This is a genomic window from Massilia sp. LjRoot122 (assembly GCF_964252725.1).
Lineage (GTDB): Bacteria > Pseudomonadota > Gammaproteobacteria > Burkholderiales > Burkholderiaceae_D > Telluria.
On sequence record NZ_CAXUPB020000002.1, the window covers coordinates 70584 to 93782 of the forward strand.

At 64.2% G+C, this 23199-nt stretch carries 21 protein-coding genes; 7 read left to right on the top strand and 14 right to left on the bottom strand.

The features are described 5' to 3' along the window. Positions 1–58: 58 nt before the first annotated feature. From ACSQ25_RS23610 to ACSQ25_RS23670, 13 genes are read right to left on the bottom strand one after another with little or no spacing between them, the layout of a single operon-like run. Positions 59–1261: a glycosyltransferase family 4 protein gene (locus ACSQ25_RS23610; RefSeq protein ID WP_436108185.1), complete on the bottom strand. Its 1203-nt coding sequence runs from the start codon at positions 1259–1261 to the stop codon at positions 59–61. Continuing rightward, the gene (locus tag ACSQ25_RS23615; RefSeq protein ID WP_436108186.1) at positions 1258–2496 is read right to left on the bottom strand and encodes a TIGR04063 family PEP-CTERM/XrtA system glycosyltransferase; all 1239 of its coding nucleotides are present in this window, start codon (positions 2494–2496) and stop codon (positions 1258–1260) included. Before ACSQ25_RS23615 ends, ACSQ25_RS23610 begins: the two co-directional genes overlap by 4 nt. A gap of 42 nt (positions 2497–2538) precedes the next feature. Further along, complete coding sequence (locus tag ACSQ25_RS23620) at positions 2539–4476, bottom strand: XrtA/PEP-CTERM system amidotransferase (protein ID WP_436108187.1); 1938 nt, start codon at positions 4474–4476, stop codon at positions 2539–2541. Continuing rightward, positions 4464–5633, bottom strand: a complete 1170-nt coding sequence (locus tag ACSQ25_RS23625) for a TIGR03088 family PEP-CTERM/XrtA system glycosyltransferase (RefSeq protein ID WP_436108188.1) — start codon at positions 5631–5633, stop codon at positions 4464–4466. Before ACSQ25_RS23625 ends, ACSQ25_RS23620 begins: the two co-directional genes overlap by 13 nt. Beyond that, entirely contained in the window at positions 5630–7237 is a 1608-nt protein-coding gene (locus ACSQ25_RS23630; RefSeq protein ID WP_436108189.1) for a polysaccharide deacetylase family protein, read from the bottom strand. The genes ACSQ25_RS23625 and ACSQ25_RS23630 overlap by 4 nt, the downstream gene beginning before the upstream one ends. A gap of 14 nt (positions 7238–7251) precedes the next feature. Next, on the bottom strand, positions 7252–8814 hold the full coding sequence (gene xrtA / locus ACSQ25_RS23635; protein ID WP_436108190.1) for an exosortase A: 1563 nt from the start codon (positions 8812–8814) through the stop codon (positions 7252–7254). Next, entirely contained in the window at positions 8805–9998 is a 1194-nt protein-coding gene (locus ACSQ25_RS23640; RefSeq protein WP_436108191.1) for a TIGR03087 family PEP-CTERM/XrtA system glycosyltransferase, read from the bottom strand. Before ACSQ25_RS23640 ends, xrtA begins: the two co-directional genes overlap by 10 nt. 3 nt (positions 9999–10001) lie before the next feature. Further along, positions 10002–11099: a FemAB family XrtA/PEP-CTERM system-associated protein gene (locus ACSQ25_RS23645; RefSeq protein ID WP_436108192.1), complete on the bottom strand. Its 1098-nt coding sequence runs from the start codon at positions 11097–11099 to the stop codon at positions 10002–10004. Between the two features lie 17 nt (positions 11100–11116). Then, entirely contained in the window at positions 11117–12013 is an 897-nt protein-coding gene (locus tag ACSQ25_RS23650; RefSeq protein ID WP_436108193.1) for an XrtA system polysaccharide deacetylase, read from the bottom strand. After that, entirely contained in the window at positions 12010–13044 is a 1035-nt protein-coding gene (locus tag ACSQ25_RS23655; protein ID WP_436108194.1) for an XrtA/PEP-CTERM system-associated ATPase, read from the bottom strand. The genes ACSQ25_RS23650 and ACSQ25_RS23655 overlap by 4 nt, the downstream gene beginning before the upstream one ends. 14 nt (positions 13045–13058) lie before the next feature. Beyond that, entirely contained in the window at positions 13059–14633 is a 1575-nt protein-coding gene (locus ACSQ25_RS23660; RefSeq protein WP_436108195.1) for a TIGR03016 family PEP-CTERM system-associated outer membrane protein, read from the bottom strand. Continuing rightward, positions 14614–15570 (bottom strand): XrtA-associated tyrosine autokinase, encoded by a 957-nt coding sequence (locus ACSQ25_RS23665; protein ID WP_436108196.1) that lies wholly within the window; start codon positions 15568–15570, stop codon positions 14614–14616. Before ACSQ25_RS23665 ends, ACSQ25_RS23660 begins: the two co-directional genes overlap by 20 nt. A gap of 18 nt (positions 15571–15588) precedes the next feature. Continuing rightward, the gene (locus ACSQ25_RS23670; RefSeq protein WP_436108197.1) at positions 15589–17121 is read right to left on the bottom strand and encodes an XrtA system polysaccharide chain length determinant; all 1533 of its coding nucleotides are present in this window, start codon (positions 17119–17121) and stop codon (positions 15589–15591) included. Here ACSQ25_RS23670 and ACSQ25_RS23675 point away from each other — a divergent pair. The 7 genes from ACSQ25_RS23675 to ACSQ25_RS23705 all read left to right on the top strand — a co-directional run bounded on the left by ACSQ25_RS23675 (position 17009) and on the right by ACSQ25_RS23705 (position 22177). Then, the gene (locus ACSQ25_RS23675; protein ID WP_436108285.1) at positions 17009–17287 is read left to right on the top strand and encodes a hypothetical protein; all 279 of its coding nucleotides are present in this window, start codon (positions 17009–17011) and stop codon (positions 17285–17287) included. The genes ACSQ25_RS23670 and ACSQ25_RS23675 overlap by 113 nt on opposite strands. A 248-nt stretch (positions 17288–17535) precedes the next feature. Next, positions 17536–18306, top strand: coding sequence for a S1 family peptidase (locus ACSQ25_RS23680; protein WP_436108198.1), 771 nt, complete (start codon positions 17536–17538; stop codon positions 18304–18306). A gap of 169 nt (positions 18307–18475) precedes the next feature. Then, entirely contained in the window at positions 18476–19090 is a 615-nt protein-coding gene (locus tag ACSQ25_RS23685) for an XrtA/PEP-CTERM system exopolysaccharide export protein (RefSeq protein ID WP_436108199.1), read from the top strand. Between the two features lie 198 nt (positions 19091–19288). Next, complete coding sequence (locus tag ACSQ25_RS23690; RefSeq protein WP_436108200.1) at positions 19289–19855, top strand: hypothetical protein; 567 nt, start codon at positions 19289–19291, stop codon at positions 19853–19855. Positions 19856–19857: 2 nt separating this feature from the next. Beyond that, complete coding sequence (locus ACSQ25_RS23695) at positions 19858–20160, top strand: HPr-rel-A system PqqD family peptide chaperone (RefSeq protein WP_436108201.1); 303 nt, start codon at positions 19858–19860, stop codon at positions 20158–20160. Then, the gene (locus ACSQ25_RS23700) at positions 20154–21077 is read left to right on the top strand and encodes an HprK-related kinase A (RefSeq protein ID WP_436108282.1); all 924 of its coding nucleotides are present in this window, start codon (positions 20154–20156) and stop codon (positions 21075–21077) included. The genes ACSQ25_RS23695 and ACSQ25_RS23700 overlap by 7 nt, the downstream gene beginning before the upstream one ends. Then, positions 21077–22177, top strand: coding sequence for a nucleotidyltransferase domain-containing protein (locus ACSQ25_RS23705; protein WP_436108202.1), 1101 nt, complete (start codon positions 21077–21079; stop codon positions 22175–22177). The genes ACSQ25_RS23700 and ACSQ25_RS23705 overlap by 1 nt, the downstream gene beginning before the upstream one ends. 100 nt (positions 22178–22277) lie before the next feature. On the opposite strand, the gene ACSQ25_RS23710 is transcribed toward ACSQ25_RS23705, so the two are convergent. Then, positions 22278–23177 (bottom strand): PEP-CTERM sorting domain-containing protein, encoded by a 900-nt coding sequence (locus tag ACSQ25_RS23710; protein WP_436108203.1) that lies wholly within the window; start codon positions 23175–23177, stop codon positions 22278–22280. Positions 23178–23199 lie beyond the last annotated feature (22 nt).

Consider the following 23199-nt stretch of genomic DNA (forward strand, 5'->3'; position numbering starts at 1 on the left):
CACAGACCGGCGATGGCAAGCAGGTCGATTGCCCAAAGTAGCGATTCCATGTTTCTTCCTAATCCAGGTAGGCGGGCTTGCCGCTTTTAGTCGGGTTTGCAGCACCGGCCGTTCTCCCCAGCACTGCACTAAAGACGCGCAATTGTCCGGCACTCGTGTCATCCCAGCTGAAGCCTTCGGCGTAACGGCGGGTCGCAGCGCGGTCCGGGTAGGCGGCGCGCAGCGCATTGACGGCATCGGCCACGCCCTGGGGCGTGCGTTCGGACATCAAGATGCCGGCTTCAGGCGCGGCCACCACTTCCGGCGTGCCGTAAACGCGGCTGGCGACGACCGGCGTACCGCAGGCCATCGATTCCAGCAGCACGTTGGCCCAGCCTTCGCGGGAGGAAGCCAGCACCAGGGCGTCGGCCGCGCCGTAATGCTCGCGCAACCGGGCCTGCGGCACGGCGCCCAGGAATTCCACGCGCCCGTCGACGTCGAGCTTGCGCGCCAGCGCTTCCAGCATGCCGCGGTTCGGGCCATCGCCGGCAACGACCAGGCGCACGCCGGGCAGCAGCGGCAGGGCTGCGATGATCAGCTCCTGGGCCTTGACCGGCACCAGGTGGCCGACCGTGAGCAGCGTGAACATCGGGTTGGCGCGGCGTTCGAGCGGGCGGAACAACTGCAGGTCGACGCCGTTGCGCAATGAAGTTACGCGCTCTGCCGGCACGTCCAGCGCCACCACTTCGTCGCGCAGGGCATTACAGACGGTGATGACGGCATCGGCGCGCCGCGCCGCCCATTTGATCATGCGGCGCGGCAGCGCGTATTGCGGCAGCAAGGTAATGTCCGAGCCGCGCGCGGTGATCACCAGCGGCTTCTTGAAGTAGCGCGCCAGCATGGCTGCCGCCACGCCGTCCGGGTAGAAGTAATGCGCATCGATCAGGTCGAAGTCGTAGCCTTCGTCGATCATGCGGGCGATCACGGGTTTCACTGCCTGCGCCAGCAGCAGCGGCGCCAGGTTCATGCCGACCTTCGGCAGCACGGGATAGCGCGGGTGGGCCACCTGCAGGCCGTGGCGGATTTCCTGGCGCGGCACGCGCGCCATGTTTGCATAGTTGCCGAAGCGCGGATTGGTGGAAGGAAACCAGGCCACCGGCGCCACCACGCGCGCCTCGACCTGGCCGGTCGCGACCAGGTGGCGCAGGCGGGTTTCCACGAAAATGCCGTGTCCCGACTTTTCCGTGTTTGGAAACAGCGTACTGAAAGTCAGGATCTTCATGCCGCCTGGGACTCGGTGACACCGGTAGTGGCGCGCCCGGTGAGGCGGCCGTAGATGCTCTTGTAGCGCGCCACGCTGACCTGCCAGTTACGCTCGCTCTCGACGTATTCGCGGCCGGCCGCGCGCAGCGCCGGCCAGCGGTCCTGGGCACGCAGCAGGGCGCCGACCTTGTCGGCCAGGGAAGCCGGATCGTCGGCCTTGAACAGTACGCCAGTCTTGCCGTCGGCGATCAGTTCGAGGTGGCCGCCGACGTCGGACGCGGCCAGGATGCGGCCCTGGGCCATGGCTTCGAGCGGTTTCAAGGGCGTTACCAGCTCGGTCAGGCGCATCGACAGGCGCGGGTAGACCAGCACGTCGAGCAGGTCGTAGTAGGTCTGTACCTGGTCGTGCGGCACGCGGCCGGTGAACACCACCTTGTCGTTGATGCCCAGGTCGTTCGCCAGCTGGCGCAACTGAGCGTCCTGCGGGCCGCCGCCGACCAGCAGAACGCGCAGGTCCGGCAGCTCGCTTGCCAGCTGCGGCACCGCGCGCAGCAGGATGTCCAGGCCTTCGTAGGCATAGAAGGAACCGATGAAGCCGATCAGGCGCGATCCCTGCAGGCCGAGCTTGGCCTTCAATTCCTGGTCGGCGCTGCCTCCGACCGAGAACTTGTCGATGTCGACCGCATTCGGGATCACCGTGACCTTGTCGACCGGAATGCCGCGCGCCACGATATCCTTGCGCAGGCCTTCGCAGATGGTGGTGACGGCGTCCGCGCGCTTGAGCGCATACGTTTCGAGAGCGCGGGTGGCGCGGTAGCGCAGGCCATTTTCGCTGCTGGTGCCGTGGTCGACCGCGGCGTCCTCCCAGAAAGCGCGCACCTCGTACACCACCGGAATGCCGAAGCGCTTGCCGGCGCGCAAGGCGGCGATCGCATTCAGGCTTGGCGAGTGGGCATGCAGCACGTCCGGTTTCACCTGCGGAATGATCTCGGCCAGGCGCCGCGTGAGGCCATCGATGACTTCCTTCTGGTTCAGCACCGGCAGTTTCGACAGCGCGCTGGTCGAGACCGGGCTGCGGTAAAAATGCAGGCCGTCTACGGTCTCCTCGAGCTGCTCGCCCGAATGCTGTTTGGAACCGGTGATGTGGAAGGTCTCCCAGCCGAGGGCGCGCTGTTCACGCAGGATCGAACGGGTGCGGAAGGTGTAGCCGCTGTGCAGCGGGATCGAGTGATCGAGGATGTGAAGGACTCGCATGATCTTGTGGTTCCGGTTCGCTTGTTGCGTTGGTCTTGTTCGTTATGCGGCGACGGCAACTGCGGGGGCGCTATGGCCGGCCGAGCCGGCGGCACCGTTGTTGCGCAGGAAGGCGTCGAACATCAGCACCGACCACAGGGTCGTACCATGGTCCTTCGTACCTGCCGCGTGTTCGTCAACCATCTGTTTCAAGTAGCTGCGGTTGAAGATGCCGGTGTCGAGCAGGGCGGGATTCAGTACCGCGCGCCGCATGGTATCGAGCAGCGGACCGCGCAACCATTCGGACAACGGGATCGAGAACCCCTGCTTCTTGCGATACAGGATGTCGTCGCTCAGATATGGTTGAAGCGCTTTCTTGAAGATATGCTTGCCGTCGCCATTGCGCAGCTTCGTTCCTGAAGGCAAGCCGGATACCCATTCCACGAACTTGTGGTCGAGCAGCGGCACGCGTACTTCCAGCGCATGTGCCATGCTCGCGCGATCCACCTTGGTTAGGATATCCCCAGGCAAGTAGGTCTTCATGTCGAGGTACTGGACCAGCGACAGCGGGTCGTCGGTCGGCGCCTTGGCTGCATAGCCACGCATGACTTCAACCGCACGGTAGCCCTGCAGGCGCTGCTTGAAACCGTTCGAGAAAAGTTGGGCGCGGATGCGGTCGTTGCTGACCGAGACACCGTGGAAGTAGCCTTCGGTGAGATCTCGGGCCAAGGCTTCAAAGGTGGTCTTGGCACGGAGCACGCGCGGTGCCCAGTCGGCCTTCGGGTAGGCCGCACCGAGCAGGCCGAATACCGGTTTGCGCAGTGCAAGCGGCAGCAGTGAGCGTACGCGCTCTTCTCCCATTGCCATGCGATGCCGGCGGTAACCGGCAAAGTTCTCATCGCCGCCGTCGCCTGACAGAGCGACGGTCACGTTCTTTCGCGCAAGCTGACAGACTCGGTAGGTCGGGATAGCCGAGCTGTCTGCATAAGGCTCATCATACAGGGCCGCCAAGGTGTCGATCAGGCCGTAGTCGTCCTTGTCGACCGTTTCGGAGCGATGGCTTGTCTTGTAGCGTTCGGCGACCTGGCGCGCATACACCGATTCGTCGAAGGCTTGGTTATTGAAAGCGATCGAGCAGGTATTGACCGGCCCTTCGGTGACACCGGCCATCATTGCCACCACGGCGCTCGAATCGACGCCGCCGGACAAGAATGCCCCCAAGGGAACGTCCGAGATCAGGTGGCTCTGGACCGCCTCGCGCAGGCGGACGACCAGTTCGGCTTCGATCTCGCGTTCGCTCATGGCAGCGTGTGGGATGAACGGTACGTCCCAGTACTGCTTCGATGCCGGCAGCGGTTGGCCGACACGCAAGCTTAGCGTATGGCCTGGGAGCAGTTTCCGCGCACTCGTAAAGATCGTACGCGGTTCCGGTACGTAGCCGTAGGCGAAATATTCTTCGACGGCCAGCGGATCGATGTCGCGCGTGATATTCGGCAGCGTGAGCAGGGACTTGAGCTCCGAGCCGAAGGCGAAGGTCCCGTCCGGCAGAGCCGCGTAGTGCATCGGCTTGATGCCCATGCGGTCGCGCGCCAGGAACAGGGTCTGTTGTGGGCGGTCCCAGATCGCGAAGGCGAACATGCCGCGCAGGTGGTTGACGCATGCTTCGCCCCATTGTTCGTAAGCATGAACGATGGTTTCGCTGTCCGAAGGAGTACGGAACACGTGCCCTAGGCCCTGCAGTTCGGTGCGCAATTCGCGAAAGTTGTAGATCTCGCCGTTGAATACGAGGGCAATGGTTTCGTCTTCGTTGAAAAGCGGCTGCAGGCCGGCTTCGAGCGCGATGATCGACAGGCGGCGGTGGCCGAAGCCGAGTCCCGGCTCGAGGTGCAGGTCGCCTTCCACCGGGCCGCGGTGGAATTGACTTTCGTTCATCCGATGCAGGAGTTCGCGGTCGATGGGGCGACTGCCCTGCATGTCAAATATTCCAACTATTCCGCACATGGTTCAATGACTTTCTTATGTTTCGATTTACTGCTTGTTAACCGGTCGTACAACGCAAGGTAGACAGAAAGCATCGCGCTGAGACTGTAGCGACGTTCGACGTGCATTCGTGCCAGCGCACCATGACTGCGAGCCAAGGCCGGGTCGGCCACATACTGCGCCAGCGCAGTGGCCAGGGCCTGTGGATTGCGCGCCGGCACCAGCAGGCCAGTGCTTCCTTCCTGTACCAGGTCGGGAATACCACCGACACGGGTCGATACCACCGGCAGCCCGGTAGCCATTGCCTCCAACATCGTTACCGGCGTACCTTCCGCAATCGAACTGAGTGCGAACACATCGAAGCTGCGCATGATGGCTGCGATATCGTTACGTGCGCCCGGCAGGTGTACTACATCGCTTAGTCCGGCTGCCTCGACCTGGCGCTGCAGTGCGGCGCGCAGCGGGCCTTCGCCCACGATGACCAGGCGCGCCCGCGCAGCAAGTTCGGGTTGCTGTTTGCGCAGCAGTGCAAATGCTTCGACAAGGGAAGCGTGGTCCTTGACGTCCTGCACACGGCCTACGGTGCCGATAACGAAGCAGTCGCGCCATTCAGGCCAGCCGGGAGGCGGCGCCGCGCCCGGATCGGGGCGGTAGTCCGTGGTATCGACGCCATTGTCGATCAGAAGATTCTTCGTCGCAGGGATACCAATGCGGGCGAGCCAATTGCGCAGGTCAAGCGAAACCGGCACGAAACAGTCGATGAGCGGCACCAGCAGGCGGCGAAGCAGGTTGTGCTTGCGGTTGGTCCCGTGCGGATCACCTGCGTCGCGCCCGTGTTCAGCATGGACGCGCACCGGTACGCCGGCCAGCAAGGCCGTGAACTGGTACTCGATCGCCGCGAGATTGTAGGTATGCAGTATGGTCGGACGCAGCCTGCGCAGCAACTGATACAGCTTGACGTGGGTCTCGAGTGCCAGGCCCGAAGGTTTGTCGAGGGCGATGATCTCGACCCCGGGACGGGTGATCTTCTTGGCAAAGTCGGTGTAGCGCGTCAGGCAGATGATTGCGTGGCGATAGCGGTCTGCCGGCATGCGGTTGATCGATTCGACGATCAGGGTCTCCAACCCGCCGAAGTCGAGCACGTACGTCAAGTGCACGATGAGTGGAGGCTGCTTCATTGGGTCTTGTCCCATCCGCGCAAGCGCGCCCGCAGGGTCGCCAGGTCAAACGCCCAGTTCACGCCAATGCGCTTGATATTGAACAGGTCCACATCGGCGCCATTCAAGCCCCCATAGGCTGAGAAACACGCGGCATAACCAAGCTTCTTCATCATGTCGATGCGTGCAGCCGTGATGTGGTGCTTGCGCCCGTATGGGTAGGCGATGAACACTTGCTCCTGGCCGAGTTCGCGACGAATGTCATTCAGCGACCCTTGCAGTTCTTCGAGGGCCAATTCATCGCTGATTTCCGCCAGGTTGACATGATTGCGGGTATGGCTGCCGAAATGCAGGCCCCAGTCCCGCATGCGGCGCACTTGTTCCCAGTTCATGTTGTCGAGGCCAAATCCGAGCGCGCGCATATCATGGTCAAACGGTTTGTTCTCGCGTACTTTTTCAGTGCTCACGAAGAAGGTGCAGGGCACCTGATGTTTGATCAGGATCGGCGCGGCGTTCTCATAGTTATCGAGGTAGCCGTCGTCGAACGATACGGCAATGACCGGCTTCGAGGTATTGCGCGGGATTTTGCCTTCAACAATTTCTTTTAACGAGACCGTCACGAAGTTCTTGGCCACATAGGCCATGTGTTCGTCGAAGCGCTCGATCCCGATCGTAACGTGGTCGCGGAACTGGTCGCTCACGCGGTGATAGAGCAGGATAATGACACGCTGCTTGCCGGTGCGCCCATGCAGCCAATTCACCATCGGCATCCAGAGTTGCGAATACGCCATGAACAACAATTTTTTGGCTGCAATTTTGCCCAAGCTACCGCGGGAAGGATCGCGTGCAGCCAGCCTGCGCGCCAGATCCGATTCCAACGCCAGCGGCGGACGCGTATTGGTCTTTCCACCTTGGGGCTGTGGCCTGAACACGGCACTGCCGTCGAGTATGCGGCCTACCGCTTCGCATACCAGTTCTACACCAACGCGATCGAGCTTTGTCTTCAGGCCACGCAGTGTTGAAAAGCGGTCGATTGGCACGCTGGACTCGAGCAGGATGTCGCCCGTGTCGAGGCCGGCGTCGACGCGGTGCACGGTAACGCCGACGCTGGTTTCACCGTTGTGCAGCTCCCAGAAACCCGGCGGCATGCCACGGTAATGCGGCAGGCGGCCCTTGTGCAGATTGATAGTGCCTAGCCGCGGCAGCGAAAAGAGCACCGGTTTGAGAATCGGCGCACCGAGGGCGATACCGATGTCCGGAGCCAGTTGCGCCACCCAGGTGCACGCCTCTTGTCCATTGATGGCGGCAACGCGCTTGATGGTGATGCGCGGATGCTGTTCCAGGGCACGAAGGGTGAAGGCTTGCCCTGGGCGGTCAGGACTGGACTGTGGCCGGGACGAGAAGCGGTCGGCTGCCAAATTGGCAAGCTCAGCCCCTTGATAAGGAATCCAGCGCCAGCCGTGGCGCTGTAGATTTTTCCACTGGTTGCGCAGCAGCGTGGCAAGCTTCTTTTGTGGCGCATGGACCAGTACCGCGATATGGCTTTCCGGATACTGCTCAGCGAGCGACGCGACGTTCCAGCGAACGTTAAAGTCCAGGTTGGCGGTAAAGATGACGATCTGCATGGGATGCCAATGAATTATTTTTGACGGGTTTGAACCAGAACTGCATCGACTGCGGCAAAGTTCTCCGCCAGGAAGGCGCGCAGCACAGCGCGTGCGGCATCCTTGTCGTTCGTGGCCGGGACGGCAATCGTCACGAGCGCGCCATCGTCGCCGCGGAATTTCAGCTTGCCGGCGGCCTGGCGCAGCTTACCGACCACGTTGCTGGCAGTGTACTGGCCATCGATCCACAACACGTGCCAGACGAGCAAGGGACCGCCGGGACCACTCAACACCGCTTCGCGAAGCGGCAGTGTGCGGCCGCCTGCTTCCTCGTTGCGCATGCCGGAACCGACCACATGAAACGCATCTTTCTCACGAGTCAGGCGGTTGATGGAGCTGATCAGCGCTTTTTGCTTGTCCTGGTTGCGGTAATACAGCAGCTGAAGCTGTACCGGACGTCCTTCCGGTGCAGCGTAGGTGCGTGCCAGACGCGCGTCCGGCTCCATGTAGTCGAGCTGCCAGTCCGGGAAGCCGGCGGCTGCTGGCCAGGCCAGGTCCAGGGCAGCCAGCACCACCGGTTGCGGGTTGTGGTTGGCGCGCTCGTTGTAGGCGGCAAAGGCCGGCCAGGCGGCAGCCACCGCCACCACGGCAACCGCCACCGGCACCAGCGACTTCATGGGGACGTGGGCCGCTGCCGGGGTATCGGCGACCTTGGCGGGCGCCGGCTGGTCGTCCTCGCGCCAGTAGCTGCCGATCCAGAACATGATGAACATGACGATGCCGAAGAACAGCCAGCCGTAGACCAGGTGGTCGACGCCGGTGGCCAGTTCCATGCCGCTGGTATGGCCGATCATGACGATACCGTAGGCGCGCAGCCAGTTGGCGACGATCGGCACCACGATCGACAGGCCGATGAAGACGGCCCGCCGCGTGTTCGAGCGGTAGGTGAGGTAGGCGTACAGGCAGCCCAGGGTGATCGAAGAGATCAGGTAGCGGATGCCGCTGCAGGCCTCGACCACCGACCAGGTGCCGGTGGGCAGCTCGAAGCGGGTGCCGTTGCGCAGTACCGGAATGCCGGTGGCCTGCACCGCCCACACCGTGAAGTCGGCGGTGTAGTTGATCAGGGGGGCGACGAAGACTTCGCCGAAGGGCACTGCGAACAGCAGGAATAGCAGCGGGAAGGTGAACTTCGACGCCAGGCGCGGTCCGAGCAGGGTCAGCGCGGCGAGCGGGAGCAGCGACACGAAAGCGTACTGCATCACGACCTGCACTTCGCCCATGCGCCCGGCCAGCCAGCCGGCCCCGGCGCCGGCCATCAGCACCAGGCCGGGCCACCAGGGCCGCGCCGGCAGGCGCGAGAACCAGGCGCGCTCGCGCCAGATCAGCGCCAGGCTGATCGGCAGGATCACATAGCCGTGGGCGAAAGTCTCGGAGCTGTTCCAGGTCGCGACCATCGAGGCCACGGTGCCGGAGTACAGCAGGAAGGGCGCCAGCAGCGCCAGCGCCAGCGCGATGACGCTGGCAGCTGCCCATGGAGCCGGCGCGTTTGCGTTGGCGAGCGGCGTTTGAGCCACACCGGGTGGAGGTGTCAGGAACATTCTAGGCGCTCCCCAATGCAGGCCAGGTTGCTCGGCCAGCTGTATTTGCGTTCGACCCTGGCGCGTGCGGCCAGCCCAATGTCATTGCCGGCGCGGCCCAGCAGGGCGGCGACGGCCTCGGTGAAGCCGGCGGCGTCATGCGCCAGCACCAGCTCGCGGCCCGGTTCGGCCTCGATGCCTTCGAGCGCCTGCGGCGTCACCACCACCGGTGTGGCCATCGCCATCGCCTCGAGCACCTTGTTCTGGATGCCGCGCGCGATGCGCAGCGGGGCCACCGCGCATTGCGCATGGGCGATGTAGGGCCGTACGTCCGGCACGGTGCCGGTGACCACGGTGTTCGGCTGCCTGGCCAGCTCCAGCACGGCCGGGGCCGGACGGGCGCCGACGATGTAGAAGCGCAGGTCGGGGAAGCGTGCGCGCAGCAGCGGCATCGCCTCGGCCGCGAACCACTGCACCGCATCGACGTTCGGCCAGTAATCCATGGCGCCGGTGAACACGATGGCGCGCTCGCCTTCGGCGTAGGGACTGGACTGCACCGCCGCCGGCGAGAAGTAGTCGGTGTCGACGCCGTTGCTGAAGAAACCGATCTTGGCGTCGCTTTCCGGGGCCAGCTGGCGGAACAGGTCAGCCTCGGGCGCCGACACGAACAGCGAGGCGTCGTAGTCGCGCGCCACCTGGCGCTCGTAGGACAGCAGCTGGCGCGCTTCGTGGCGGTACAGCCAGCTCATCGGCCAGGATTTCTTGTCGGCGTACTGGCGCCACTTGTCCGAGTCGACGTCGCAGAAGTCGACCACGCGGCGCGCCTGGCGGTGGTGGTCGACGAACTGCGCCATCGCCGAGGAGAACACCAGCACCCGTTCGATCTTGTGGGCGGCCACTGTCTGGTCGACCCAGCGCTGCAAATTGGCGTCGCGGTAGTAGTCGAGCGACAACGAGCGGTTCTTGACCAGCGCACCCAGGCTGCGCACTCGTGCCAGGGTCGGGTTCAGGCTGGCGAAATGGCTGCTCGCGCACATCTTCTCGACGGTCGGCACGTGCTGCCAGTCGTCGGCGTCGTCGACAAACGTAGCCAGGTGCACCCGGTAGTCGCGCGCCAGGTGCTTGAGCAGATGGTAGGAACGGATCTTGTCGCCCTTGTTGGGCGGGTAGGGGATCCGGTGGATCAGCAGCAGCAGGTCTTCCACGTCTTATCCCAGGTTGCGCACGATGTAGGGGCCGAGGAAGTTCGCCACCGGCAGCGGCAGCTTCTTCCACATCTTGATGAACAGCTGGTATTTCGGGTTCAGCGGGTTGTTATCAGGCAGCTTGTCCGACGCATACAGCTTGTATTCATACGGCAGCGGCGTGGCGGTGAAGCCCCAGTTCTTCTTGAAGTCGTAGGCGCCGGTGCCCAGCTTGCTGCGGCCGTAGTCGAAGATGCGGCAGCCGCGCGCGGCGGCGGCCTGCATCAGGTTCCAGTACATGAAGTCGTTGCCGGCCACTTCGCGCGCCAGGTCCATGCCGCCGCCGTAGTAGGGCACGACCTCGTCGCGCCAGTAGAAGGACAGCACCGAGGCCACCAGGCGGTCGTCTTCGGTATAGATGCTGCGCACCTCGCACTCGTCGCCGAAGGTCTGCTGCAGCAGCGCGAAGTATTTTTTCGGGAACACCGGGGTGCCGAGGCGCAGCACGCTGTTGGCATAGGCCTCGAACATGCGGTCGACGTTGTTCTCGACCACGCCCTTCAGGCCCAGCTTGATCCCCTTGCGCACCATGGCGCGCTGCTTGCGCGGGATGGCGTTCAGGTTGGCTTCGTCGTCCGCGCTGATCTCCTTGCGGAAAGTGACGTACAGCTCCTTGGTATGCCAGCTGCTGTCATCCGGGTGGGCGCGCTGCATGCCGCGGTATTCGAGGTGGCCGACGCCCAGCTCGCGCGCCAGCTTGTCGGCCGCCTCGTCGAGCAGGACGCGCGCGCCCTCGTCGATGGCGGCCACGCCGCCGTAGACGCAGAAGGGCATCGCGCCCAGCGAGTGGCCGAACAGGCGGCTCTTGATCTCGGCCAACGGCAGGACGCCCTGGATCTGGCCGTCCTGCTGGACGTAGTAGAACCAGGTCTTGATGCCGAAGGATTCTTCGATGACCTTCTGCCAGCCCGACAGGTGGAAGAAGCTGGCGTCCGGGCAGGCCCGCACGAAGGCGTCCCAGCGTGCGTTTTCCTGCGGCTGCAGCAGGTGGAGGGTCTGGGGGCCGGTGGCCAGCGCCGGCGCGGCGCGTTTGGCCTGGGCGGCTTCGATGATCGAGTTCATGGTGCGGTTCGCTTCTTTTACTTACTGTCCAGGAAAATGCGGTCCATGCGGTCCCACGCGAAGTCGCGCGCCAGCTGCTCGAGGCGGCCTTCCATGCGTTCGATGTTGACGTAGTGGCGGAAGCGCGACTTGGCGTCCAGGCCTGCGGGGCGCGGCTGGCCCGGGTCGAGTTCCCAGGGGTGGAAGTAGAACAGTGCCGGCTGGCGGTCTTCGCGGTTCACCTTCTGCATCATCCAGCGCGACAGCGCGTAGGGCAGCAGGCGGAAGTAGCCGCCGCCGCCGGCCGGCAGGTTCCGCCCCAGCATGTTGACGGTGGTGACCGGCACTTCCAGCAGACCGTCCGGGCCATGCGGGTAGAAGGCGAAGCGCGGCGCGTCCGGCATGCCGTAGTGGTCGTGCGCGATCGGGTAGATGCTCGAGCTGTAGCGGTAGCCGGCTTCCTGCAGGGCTTCGAGGGCCCAGAGGTTGGCGTGGCCGATCGAGAAGCTCGGTGCGCGGTAGCCCAGCACGGCCTGGCCGCCGATGTCTTCCAGCAGCGCCTTGGACGAGCGGATGTCGTTGTCGAACTGGGCACGGTCCTGGTCCGAGGCGCGCAGGTGGCCGTAGCCGTGGCTGGCCAGCTCGTGGCCCGCGGCCACGATCTTCCTCACCATGGCCGGATAACGCTCGGCGATCCAGCCCAGGGTGAAGAAGGTGGCCTTGACGCCGTGCCGCTCGTAGATGGCCAGGATGCGCTCCATGTTGGCCTCGACCCGGCATTCGCGCGAAGGCCAGGAGTCGCGGTCGATGTAGGGCGCGAAGGCCGAGACCTGGAAGTAGTCTTCGACGTCGCAGGTCATGGCGTTCTTGATGCGCGCTCCCGGCGCAGAAGGTTGGCCAGATGAGGGGCGCGGTGCGGGTGCGTAGAGTTTCATTCCTGGTTGTCCATGTGCTGGGCCGACGCGCCCTGCGGCGTGGCGACGATTTTCTTCAGGATCGACAGCACCGAGACGATCGACTTCTCGAGGCGCATCATGCGTTCGTCGAGCACTTCCACGCTGGCGCCGGCGCGGCGTTCGCCGCTGCGGGTGTCCATCGTGCGCAGTTCATTCTGCTGGAGGGAGGCGTCGGGCGAGCCCATGACCTCGGGCAGCTCGTATTCCTCGGCGATGTCGCGCACCACCTCGTTGATGTGGTCCCCGGTGAAGGCGTGCAGTTCTTCCAGGTAGCCCATCAGGAGCACCCGGTCCATCAGGGTATTGGTCTTGCGCGGGATGCCGCCGCTGTAGGCGTAGATCGCCGCGTGGGCATCGTCGTCGAAGGACGGGTCGCCCTTCCAGCCGACCGTGGCCAGGCGGTGCTCGACGTAGGCGCGGGTCTCCTGCGCATCCATCGGTCCCAGGTGGTAGCTGGCGATCACGCGCTGGCGCAGCTGCTGCATGCCGGGGCTGTGCAGGGTGGCGCGGAACTCCGGCTGGCCGAGCAGGAAGGTCTGCAGCAGCGAGCGGTCGTCGGTCTGGAAGTTCGACAGCATGCGCAGTTCCTCGACCGTGCGCGCGTTCAGGTTCTGGGCTTCGTCGATGACCAGCAGGGCGCGCTTGCCCTGGCGGTCGACGCCGCGCAGGAACTGCTCCAGGCGATTCAGCAGCTCGGCCTTGCTGGCGCCCTCGTAGGGCAGGCCGAAGCTGGAGACCACCATGCGCAGCGTGTCTTCCGGATCGAGGCTGGTGTTGACGATGTGGGCGGCGACGATCTGATCAAGCGGGATCTTGTTCAGCAGGTTGCGCACCAGCGTGGTCTTGCCCGCGCCGACTTCGCCGGTGATGACGATGAAGCCCTCACCCTGCGACAGGCCGTACTCGAGGTAGGCCATGGCGCGCTTGTGGCCCTTGCTGCCGAAGAAGAAGTGCGGATCCGGGCGCAGCTGGAAGGGCTTGGCGGACAGTCCGTAATAAGTTTCGTACATCGCTTGCTGGCTCCTTAAAGCTGGGCGGCCAGGCTGGCCGAGACGGCGTTCTCGCGGAATTCGCCGGCGTTGATGCCGACACCGCCGCGCTGGTGGCGTACTTCGACCGCGGCGCGCAGGTGCTTGCCGACCTGACGCGTCAATCCGATGCGGAACTGGCGGCTGCTGTCCTCGAAACCCGTGCTCAGCGAGCGGTTGCGGCTTGCCATTGCCGAAGCACTCAGGTTGGAGCGTGAGTTGAGACGGTAGCCGTAGCTCAGGCTGGTGCCCAGCTGCTCGATGTTGTCGTTCAGCGAGGACAACTGGCTTCCGAGCAGGCCACTGTCGCTCTGCTGGCTCGACAGGGCGATGCGCTCGGTCCGGAACAGCGTCAGTACCGCGGTAGTGCGGGCCATCGAGAACCCTGCCGACGCCTGCAGCCGCTTCTGGCGCAGGTAACGGTTGCTCAGGTAGTTGACGTTGTCGGCCAGGCTGGGCGGAAGGCCGGTATCGCGGATATAGGCGGCCACGGCCTGCTGGCGCAGCACCGGATCGGGAATCAGGGTCTTGAAGAGGGCGTCGAGCATGGCCGTGGTGTCGATCGTCGACGGCAGCAGGAACTGCGAGCGCGTGGTCGTGACCGCATCGTCGTAGGTGATTTTCCAGACCGTGTGGCGGCTGCGGTGGCTGGCGTCGAGCGCGCCCGTGTTGCCGAAGTAATGGCGGCCGAGCGAGGCTTTCAGGGCGGTACGAAGCGAAGGCTGCCAGTCGAAGCCGGTGGACCAGTTGCGGCCGGCCGTGCGTCCGCCAAGCGACTGGTAGTCGTAGCGGTCGTAGCCGGCGGTCGCGGTCAGCGCGAAGCGCGGGTTCAGCGCGTAGCGCAGATTGGATCCGATGATGGTGGTCGAAGACGGTCCCGCCAGTTCGTTCTCGAGGTTCTGGCGCATGAAGCTCAGGCCCCAGTCCAGGGTGCGGAATCCCGGACCGCTGTTCAGGCTGGCGCTGAAGCTGTCGCCCGTGCTGCTGCCGAAGCGGTTGCGCTCGCCGGCATCCACGGAATCGCGCGCGTAGCGCAGCGACAGGTGGGCTGCGCGGCCGAGGCGCTGCTCGAGGTGGGGACTGACGCGCCAGGTCTTGATCTGCGTGCGGTTGCCGAGCGAGTACAGGTTGTTATACGGCTGCGGGCCGAAGGCAGAGATGGCTTGTGGCGAGGATGATGCGGCAGCCTCGATGAACAGCAGGTCCTCGGCCAGTTCGCCCTGGCCGCTGAATGCATACTCATGCATGCTGTCGACGGTGTTCGCTTGCCGGGCATTGCGGTAATCGAAATGGCGCCATTGGCTGCTGGCTGCGACCTTGAAGCGGCGGCCGGAGCCGACCACGGCGATACTGGGCAGGTACTCGGTGATCCACTGCGAATCGGCGAGCTCGTCGCGCTGCAGCGTGACGTTGTCGGTCCAGGTTTCGGTCAGGGTGAAGCTTGGCAGCACGCGCCAGTCCGCGTGGGAGGGTGGTGCCACCAGCAGCAGCACGGCGGCAGCCAGGGGGGCCATGCCGACGGGCAGCGCGGCACGCGGCCGCGCCGGCCCTTTAACCATAGTGGTAATCATACGTCTCTTCGATGCCGGGAATGTCCCTGGTCTTGTTATAGATGAGGTTTACGTTGGGGCAGCCCTCGAGCTGGCGCAGCGCCTCGCTGACCGCGTGCTGGGTGGTCTTCTGGGCTTCGACCACCACGACGATCTGGCCCATGTGGCTGGCCAGGGCACGTGCCTCGCTGGTGAGCAGCAGGGGCGGCGAATCGAAGATCACGATCCGGTCCGGGTAACGGTTGGCGATCTCGTGCACCAGGCTCGTCATGGCCGAGCTGGCGAGCAGCTCGGTGGCACGCGGGGTGCTGGTGCCGGCGGCCAGGATGCTGAGGGTGTCGACATTGGTGCGCAGCAGGACGTCGGAGACGTCGAGCTTGTCGTCCACCAGCAGGTCCATCAGGCCGCGCTGGGCCGGCAGGCCGAGCGTGCCCAGCACCGAGGGGCGGGCCACGTCGGCGTCCACCAGCAGTACGGTATGGTCGAGTTCCATGGCGATGCTCATCGCCAGGTTGATCGCGCAATAGGTCTTGCCTTCGCCCGGCAGCGAACTGGTCAGCATGATCAGGTTGGCCGGGTTTTCGCCCTTGGCGCGTTCGGCGAAGGCGCGCTTGAGCAGCGGGCGCTTGATGATGCGGAAGTCTTCCACCAGCGAAGTACGGCCGCCGGCGGCGGTCACCATGCCGCTGGCGCGCATTACCGCCAGGTCGAGTTCCACCTTGCGGGTAGGATGCGAGCCCGTGTCCGCGGCGGCGCCCGTATCGGCTTCGAGGACAGGGGCGGCGGGGGGCGCGGGGACTGCGGCAGGCGCCGCGATGGCGACCGGTTCCAGAACCTCGAGGTCGGCATCTGGCGCCACGGGCACCGGCACCGGTGCCGGCGTTGCGGCGACCGGCAGCGGCGCGGCCTGGCCGCGTTCCTGATCAATGCGGCGCGCTGCTTTTTCGATAATGCTCACGTCTGCTCCTTGTGATCGTTACAGGCCCGGGCGGACCAGGATGGCAGTCACGCCCGCGCCATAGATGCCGAACAGCAGCAGCACGGCGGCGCCGAGCGCGACCACGCGGCGCTTGCGGCGGACGGTCTGCTGTTCGGTCCAGTTCATGCTGATCGAGCCCAGGATCGGCAGGCCGGTGGCCTCGCGCAGGGCGGCCTGGCTCAGGAAAGTCGGACGCAGCTGGCTCAGCAGGAATGCGCCAGCCAGGCCGGCGGCCAGTGCGGCGACGAACACCGCCGAGAACAGGCGCAGGCGGTTCGGTCCGGACGGCAGCGGCGGCGCGGTCGGCGGATCGATGATGCGGAAGCTCAGCATGTCGGTGGCCGAGGTCAGGTCGCCCGACAGCTTGGCCGATTCGCGGCGCTCCACCAGCTTCTGGTAGTTCTCGCGGTTGACTTCGTAGTCGCGGTTGAGCTGGGCCAGCTGTGCCTCGACTTCCGGCGCCTGGCTGCTCTGGGTGCGCAGACGCGCCACCCGCTCCGAGTATTCATTCACCCGCGCCCGCAGCGATGCCACGCGCGCCTCGGCTTCCGACAGCGACACATTCAGCTGCTGCAGCATCGGGCTGTAGCCGGCGCCCGGGTCGGCGCTCGGCTTGCCGTTCTTGGCCAGCTCCTGCTTGCGCGCGTTGAGCTGCTCGAGCAGGCGGGCGTTGGCGATGATGTCCGGATGGGCTTCGGTGTACTGGGTACGCAGGCTGTCCAGGGTCTTGGTGACGGCGGCGACGCGTGCTTCGAGTTCCGGGTCGGTGATCCGGATCGGCGTGGTCTCGCCAGGGGCGGCTTCACCGGAAATGCGGCGGCGGATCGCATTGCGCGCCTGCTCGGCTTCCGCCAGTTCCAGGCGTGCGGTGTTGAGCGCTTCGCTGGCGCTCACCATGCGCGTACCGAAGTCGCCGCCACCCGTGGCAGGCAGCATGCCCATGTGGCGGATCTTGAATTCCTTCAGGCTGTTCTCGGCCGCCGCCAGCTTCTCTTCGTAGTTGCGGATCTGGTCGTCGATGAACTGGACCGCCTTTGCGGAATCCTGCTTTTTGCCGCCGAAGCTGCCTTCGACGAAGATGGTCAGCAGCGACTGCACCACATCCTTGCCCAGCTTCGCGTCGGGAGCGGTGTAGCTGATGGTGTAGATGTCGTCGCGCTCGGTGCCGCCGATCTTGATCTTCTCCATCAGCTCGTCGACCATCTCGTCGTGTTCCTTCGCATTCTTGGCCTTGACGTCGAGGTCGACCATGCGCATCACGCGCTCGACGTTCGGACGGCTGAGCAAGGTGCGGCGCATGAAGACGACCTGCTGGTCGAGGTTCGGCAGGGTGGTCATGCCGGACAGCAGAGGCTTGAGGATGCTCTGGGTATCGACGTAGACGCGGGCCGACGCTTCATACTGGTTGGGAAGTTTCATGACAACCACCCAGCCCGCGATTGCGACGGCCCAGGTAATGAAGACTGCCTGCCAGCGGTACTTCCCAATTGCCTTGAGGAAATTCAGGATTGCGGCTGTGATATCTGCCATGTTGGATTCTCGCCTAAGAACGTGCAAAAAGATGCAAGCCCATCAATCAATAAAAGGTATTCTGCATGATCGCTTGTTGACTGAGCAATTGCAATTGCGGGTCAGAAAAATAAGCGTGAAGATGAAAAAAAATGATGATCTCTGCAACACAAATTCCTCTAAGTAACAATATTCCGTCGGGTTCTTAAGCAGTTTAGCGCTCAGAAGTTACAAATTTGCAACATTTTACGAGCTGAATTGTTTTCAACTGGAAATTTGCTATCAGTGAACTGCTGACTCGCTTACACTCGTGACCGTTTCTTTAATGAATATTGCCTTGTGTCAAATACGTATTTTAATGTCGGAAAGACAAAAGTGCCCACACGATTGATTCCTAACCGAAATGCTTCAGCGCCGGTTCGGGAAGGCCGCCGGATGGCCCTGTTCTCGCTCCCAGGTATCGCCGCTGCCGTCCTCGGTGCCGCCGCCATGCCGCTGCAGGCCCAGGATCTGCCGCGCACGGTGGCGCGGGTCAAGCCCTCGGTGGTCGGCATCGGCACCTTGCTCCAGACCCGCCAGCCCGCCGTCGTCTTCGTCGGCACCGGCTTTGCCGTCGGCGACGGCCTGAGCATCATTACCAATGCCCATGTCATCCCCAAACAGCTGGATGGTGCGCGCAAGGAGGAACTCGGCATCGTGATCGGCGGCGAAGGCGAGACCGTCGGCTTCCGCCCGGCGCGCCTGGTCGGGCTGGACGCTGAACACGACCTGGCGCACCTGCGCCTGTCCGGACCGCCGCTGGCGCCGCTGGCCCTGGCCGGCGACGACGGCGTGGCCGAAGGACAGGACCTGGCCTTCACCGGCTATCCGCTGGGGATGCGCCTGGGGCTGCACGCGGCGACCCATCGTGCGCTGCTGGCCGCGATCGCACCTGCGGTGCGACCGTCGCTGAATTCGCGCCAGCTCGACGCCCGCGCGATTGCCCTGCTGCAGCGCCCGGGGTTCGCGGTCTACCAGCTCGACGGCACCGCCTATCCCGGCAACAGCGGCAGCCCACTGTTCCGGCCACAAGACGGCAGCGTCGTCGGGGTCATCAACATGGTGTTCCTGAAGGGACTGCGAGAGAGCGCGGTGTCCGACCCGAGCGGCATTAGCTACGCGATCCCGGTGCGCCACGTACGCGAACTCCTGCAGCGCAGCTGGTAAAAACAAAAAAGCGGAGCAAAGGCGTGCAAGGACGCCACAGGTATTTCAATTGTGCAGGTGTTGCCGAAGTGCTATGGTATAGAATTGTGCTTGACAATGATGCACGTACGAAGCAGCCTGCGAATACTCGCGGCGCAGCCAACCAGAGGAATTTGACGTGAGCACGAACATGACCCATCAGATCAAGCGCGCAACCCAGGCCGTTGCCATTACCTGCCTGTTGGCCCTGGGCGGCTGCACCAGCACCCCGCCGCAGCTTCCCTCGGCCGAGGCAGTAAACCCCGAGTATCTGATCGGTCCGGGCGACACCATCAACATCATCGTCTGGCGCAATCCGGAAGTCTCGATGTCGGTGCCGGTTCGTCCGGATGGCAAGATCACCACGCCGCTGGTCGAAGACCTGCCGGCTGCCGGCAAGACCTCGACCCAACTGGCGCGCGACATCGAAGCAGCGCTTGCCAAGTTCATCCAGCAACCGGTCGTGACGGTGGTCGTCGTGAACTTCGTCGGCAATTACAGCGAGCAGATCCGCGTGATCGGCCAGGCAGCTCGTCCGCAGGCCCTGCCGTATCGCAAGGACATGTCGCTGATGGATGTCCTGATCGCCGTTGGCGGCGTCACCGAATTCGCGTCGGGCAATCGCGCCAGCATCATCCGTACCGTGGACGGCAAGCAGCAGAAATACGCAGTACGTCTCGACGACCTGATCAAGGACGGCGACATCTCAGCCAACATGACGATGCGCCCGGGTGACGTGCTGGTCATTCCTGAAAGCTTCTTCTGACGCATTTCTGAGACTGGTGTCGAAAAATCTGACACAGCATGCATGAAGCTCGGTAGACTTCTTGCATGAAGGATGACTCGTCTCCGTCAAGTACTTGTTTTTACAACGAGTTTGCTACCGGCGGCGCGGCACGGCATATTTCTTGCTTGACTGAAATGTCAGCCGTCATGGCATACCATCATCGTGAGGAAGAATACCGTGTCGACCGAAGATCAAGCAGGACGCGCCGACCAGGCCGCTCCGATGACCCCGCGCGGTGCGGCGCGTCGCCGCCTGGCCAAGGCCGGCCTCGGTGCGGCCGGCGTGCTGTGGACGGCCCAGAGCCACGCCATCGACTTCACCTGCGTTTCAGCATCCGCGGCGCTGTCCGGGGGACTGGACAGCAATAAGGTGGATAGCGGGTCCGTGGCTTGCGAAGGCAGGTCTCCGGGGTTTTGGAAGAACCACAGCGGCTGGCCCGTGCCGAACAGCATGCTTTTCAGCAGCGTATTTAGTTGTCCTGAACCCCTGTCAAGCACTTATGGCTCGGCAACGCTGCTGGCCATGGTGGAAGGATGTGATTTCGACAAGCAGAACATCGGCAAGCATCTGACTGCGGCTTACCTGAATGTGAAATCGGGAAAAATCGGCTTCCTTTCGGAGCGGACTTTGCTGCAAATGTGGAATGAACTGCGGACTTCCGGTCATTATCAGCCGGTGCGCGGTGTCTTTTGGGATGTCGACAAAACCAAGGAATACCTCGAGGGTACCTACAAGGGCGAGTAAGGATGTTGCAGGCCGATTTGCCGCGTGCCCTGTGGCGTCTGGTGAACGGACAGTCGCTTCGATACCGCTGCTGGGATGACGAAGCCGTGCTGTACAACGACCTGTCCGGCGCAACCCATCTGCTCGGACCGGCCGCGCTCTGTGTGCTCGAAGCGCTGCGCCCCGGTCCCGCTTCCGCGGTGTCACTGGCTTCCAGGCTGCTGAACGAATTCGACGTCGACGACGCCGCCGCCCTCGACGGCGAACTGGAAGTACTGCTGCGTGAACTGTCGCAGCTCAGCCTGATCGAGCATTGTCCATGCTGACCGTGGCCAGTCTTGGCCGCGAGGAATGTCGCCGCCGTCTTGCCCTGACCGGGCCTGGCCTGGTGCTGCGCACCGGGCCCTTCCGCAGCCGCATCCATACCGATATTCCCCACCTGACCAATACCATCGCACTGCTGTATGCCGACTATCCGGTCGAGGGCGAAGACGGGTTTGCCGACTTTCAGCTGGCCTTCCGCCGCTCTGGCGGCCTGCGCCGCTGGTACCGTCCGCAGGTACGGTTCGACAGCGACGGCCGGGTGCCGTTCCAGCCGCTGCCGCTGGCCCAGGCCTACCCGATGTTCGAGTGGGTGATGAACTGGTGCGTGTCGAACCATGCGCATGGCTACCTGATCTTCCACGCCGCCGTACTCCAGCGCGGCAATGCCGGCGTGATCCTGCCGGCGCCGCCAGGTTCGGGCAAGAGCACCCTGTGCGGCGCCCTGGCCAGCCGCGGCTGGCGCCTGCTGTCGGACGAGCTGACCCTGGTGCGGCCACATGACCTGGCCCTGGTGCCGCTACCGCGCCCGGTCAGCCTCAAGAATGCCTCGATCGGGGTGCTGCGCAGCTTTGCGCCGGACGCATTGTTCGGTCCCGAGGTCCACGGCACCACCAAGGGCACCATCGCCCACATGCGCGCGCCGGCTGCCAGCGTCGCCAGCGCCGGCGTCACGGCGCGCGCCACCCATATCGTGTTCCCGAAATACATAGCGGGTGCAGCGGCGCAACTGGCGCCGCTGCCGAAGGCGCGCCTGTTCACCGGCATGGCCGACAACACCTTCAATTATCCGGTGCTGGGGGCGCAGGGTTTCGACACCCTCGGGCGCCTGGTGGAAAGCTGTTCTGGCCACGCATTCAGCTACAGCCGGCTCGACGATGCCATGGCCCTGTTCGAGCGCTTCGCCGAGGGGAGCCAGTGATGCCGAACGCCCACTCTCTACCCCTCCTGATCGAGGTATTGCGCGATCCCGCACGGTCGACGACGCTCGACCTGGCCGGTTGGGACTTTCTGTTGCGCCAGGCTGCCAACGCCAAGCTGAGCGCCGGCCTTGGTGCGATGCTCGTGCAAGCCGGCCTGCTGGAAGCAGTGCCGCCGGCGCCGCGCCGGCACTTCGAATGGGCCGAGGTCGTGGCCGCACGCCACCGGCGCGCCGTGCGCTTCGAGGTCGGCCAGATCCGGCGCGCACTGGACGGCCTGGGCCTGCCGCTGATCTTGCTGAAGGGCGCCGCTTATGCGATGGCCGGCCTGCCGCCAGCTCCCGGACGCATCTTTTCCGACGTCGACATCCTGGTGCCGAAGGAGCGCATCGGTGATGTCGAGGCGGCGCTGATACTGCACGGCTGGGCCACCGTAAAGCAGGATGCCTACGACCAGCGCTACTACCGCGAGTGGATGCATGAATTGCCGCCGATGGAGCACGTCCAGCGCGGCAATGCGATCGACGTCCACCACGCGATCCTGCCTGAAACCGCAGCCGTGCGGCCGGACCCGGCCCTGCTGCGGGCAGCAAGCCAGCCGATTCCGGGCAACGAGGGATTGTGGATGCTGGCGCCGCATGACATGGTGCTGCACAGCGCGGTACACCTGTTCTCCGAAGGCGAAATGGACCATGGCCTGCGCGACCTGCTCGACCTGCACCGGCTGCTGCAGCACTTCGGCGCCATGCCCGGGTTCTGGGAAGGTCTGGCTGCCCGCGCCGTGCAGCTGCAACTGGCACGGCCGCTGTTCTATGCGCTGCGCTATTGCGCCCGGCTGCTCGGGACCACGGTCCCGCCGGCGGTGCTCGCTGCGGCTGCGGCGGCAGGGAAGCCCCCGGCGCCGCTGCTGGCCTTGATGGATGCGCTATTCCTGCGCAGCCTGGCGCCACCCCATCCCGGCTGCGCCGACCGGTTCACCCCAGCGGCGCAGGGCGCAATTTACTTACGCGGAAATTGGCTGCGCATGCCCCCGCTGATGCTGGCGCGCCACCTGTTCCATAAGGCCTTCCTGTCGCCGCGCCAGGATGACGTGGCGGCCTGACCGCCTTCCTTCCTGATCAGTTCGATAATGCAAAAGGCCGGGCCCATGAGGGTCCGGCCTTTTTTGTCCACACTACCGGGATGACCCGGCAGCGGTGGAATTACTTGGCAGCGCGGCGGCGGCGCAGACCGGCCAGGCCGGCGAAGCCCAGGCCCAGCAGTGCCAGCGAGCCCGGTTCCGGGATATTGCCTTGCACGTCGCCGGTTGCGTCGACGGTCCAGCCAGCCAGTTTGGACGTATTGGTGACCTGGTAGGTGGCTTTCAGGGACATGTCGCGGGTGTTGCCGAGAGCATCTTTGACCGAGTTCTGGTCGAACGCGTCGGCCCATGCACCGCCGGTCACGTCCAGGTAGCCTGCGCCATTGCCGAAAATGCTGTCGAGTTGGAAGCTCGAGTAATAGCTGTACCCTGGTTGAGTCGCCCTTGCGGTACCGGCAAACTCGGCCGACAGGGCGAGAATGCCACCCGCCTGGTTGGTGACGCCTTGGTATCCCATTGCACCCAGGCGACCGTCCGGACCGATGGTCGGATCGTAGTCCTGGCTGGTCAGGTACATGTTCAGCCAGCCGCCATTGGCGTAGGCAATCGCCGTATCCATGCCGAACACGTCAACTTTCTGGTCGGCCAGGCCGCCGAACATGCCGATCAGGAAGCCGTCCACGCCACGGGTGAAGAAGGCATCGCCGGTCTTGATGTTGGTGATGGTTTGCACCGAGAAGATACCCCAGGTGTCTTCGCTGCCCACGCCGTACGGCGAAGTGTCCGGGAGAGCGTCAGCATCGCGATCGGTGTCGACGACGACAGCATCGCATGATGCAGTAGTGTTGCAAATGGTGGTGGTCGCACCAGGAACGTAGCCGACGGTACCTGCATCATAGGCGTTAAAGGTAATCTTGTAGTCGCCCGACACCAGGGTGACGCCAGCGCTTGCTGGAGCAGCCAGGCCGAAAGCAAGTGCAACACCAGCTGCGACGCCCGAAATCTTCTTGATCATGTTCATTATTCAATCCTCACGTGGTAGT

Bases quoted from the DNA above. Each gene is read 5' to 3' on its own strand.
- ACSQ25_RS23610 (WP_436108185.1), bottom strand. From the start codon at position 1,261: ATGAAGATCCTGACTTTCAGTACGCTGTTTCCAAACACGGAAAAGTCG.
- ACSQ25_RS23615 (WP_436108186.1), bottom strand. From the start codon at position 2,496: ATGCGAGTCCTTCACATCCTCGATCACTCGATCCCGCTGCACAGCGGC.
- ACSQ25_RS23620 (WP_436108187.1), bottom strand. From the start codon at position 4,476: ATGTGCGGAATAGTTGGAATATTTGACATGCAGGGCAGTCGCCCCATC.
- ACSQ25_RS23625 (WP_436108188.1), bottom strand. From the start codon at position 5,633: ATGAAGCAGCCTCCACTCATCGTGCACTTGACGTACGTGCTCGACTTC.
- ACSQ25_RS23630 (WP_436108189.1), bottom strand. From the start codon at position 7,237: ATGCAGATCGTCATCTTTACCGCCAACCTGGACTTTAACGTTCGCTGG.
- xrtA (WP_436108190.1), bottom strand. From the start codon at position 8,814: ATGTTCCTGACACCTCCACCCGGTGTGGCTCAAACGCCGCTCGCCAAC.
- ACSQ25_RS23645 (WP_436108192.1), bottom strand. From the start codon at position 11,099: ATGAACTCGATCATCGAAGCCGCCCAGGCCAAACGCGCCGCGCCGGCG.
- ACSQ25_RS23650 (WP_436108193.1), bottom strand. From the start codon at position 12,013: ATGAAACTCTACGCACCCGCACCGCGCCCCTCATCTGGCCAACCTTCT.
- ACSQ25_RS23655 (WP_436108194.1), bottom strand. From the start codon at position 13,044: ATGTACGAAACTTATTACGGACTGTCCGCCAAGCCCTTCCAGCTGCGC.
- ACSQ25_RS23660 (WP_436108195.1), bottom strand. From the start codon at position 14,633: ATGATTACCACTATGGTTAAAGGGCCGGCGCGGCCGCGTGCCGCGCTG.
- ACSQ25_RS23675 (WP_436108285.1), top strand. From the start codon at position 17,009: ATGACAACCACCCAGCCCGCGATTGCGACGGCCCAGGTAATGAAGACT.
- ACSQ25_RS23670 (WP_436108197.1), bottom strand. From the start codon at position 17,121: ATGGCAGATATCACAGCCGCAATCCTGAATTTCCTCAAGGCAATTGGG.
- ACSQ25_RS23680 (WP_436108198.1), top strand. From the start codon at position 17,536: ATGGCCCTGTTCTCGCTCCCAGGTATCGCCGCTGCCGTCCTCGGTGCC.
- ACSQ25_RS23685 (WP_436108199.1), top strand. From the start codon at position 18,476: ATGACCCATCAGATCAAGCGCGCAACCCAGGCCGTTGCCATTACCTGC.
- ACSQ25_RS23695 (WP_436108201.1), top strand. From the start codon at position 19,858: ATGTTGCAGGCCGATTTGCCGCGTGCCCTGTGGCGTCTGGTGAACGGA.
- ACSQ25_RS23700 (WP_436108282.1), top strand. From the start codon at position 20,154: ATGCTGACCGTGGCCAGTCTTGGCCGCGAGGAATGTCGCCGCCGTCTT.
- ACSQ25_RS23705 (WP_436108202.1), top strand. From the start codon at position 21,077: ATGCCGAACGCCCACTCTCTACCCCTCCTGATCGAGGTATTGCGCGAT.
- ACSQ25_RS23710 (WP_436108203.1), bottom strand. From the start codon at position 23,177: ATGAACATGATCAAGAAGATTTCGGGCGTCGCAGCTGGTGTTGCACTT.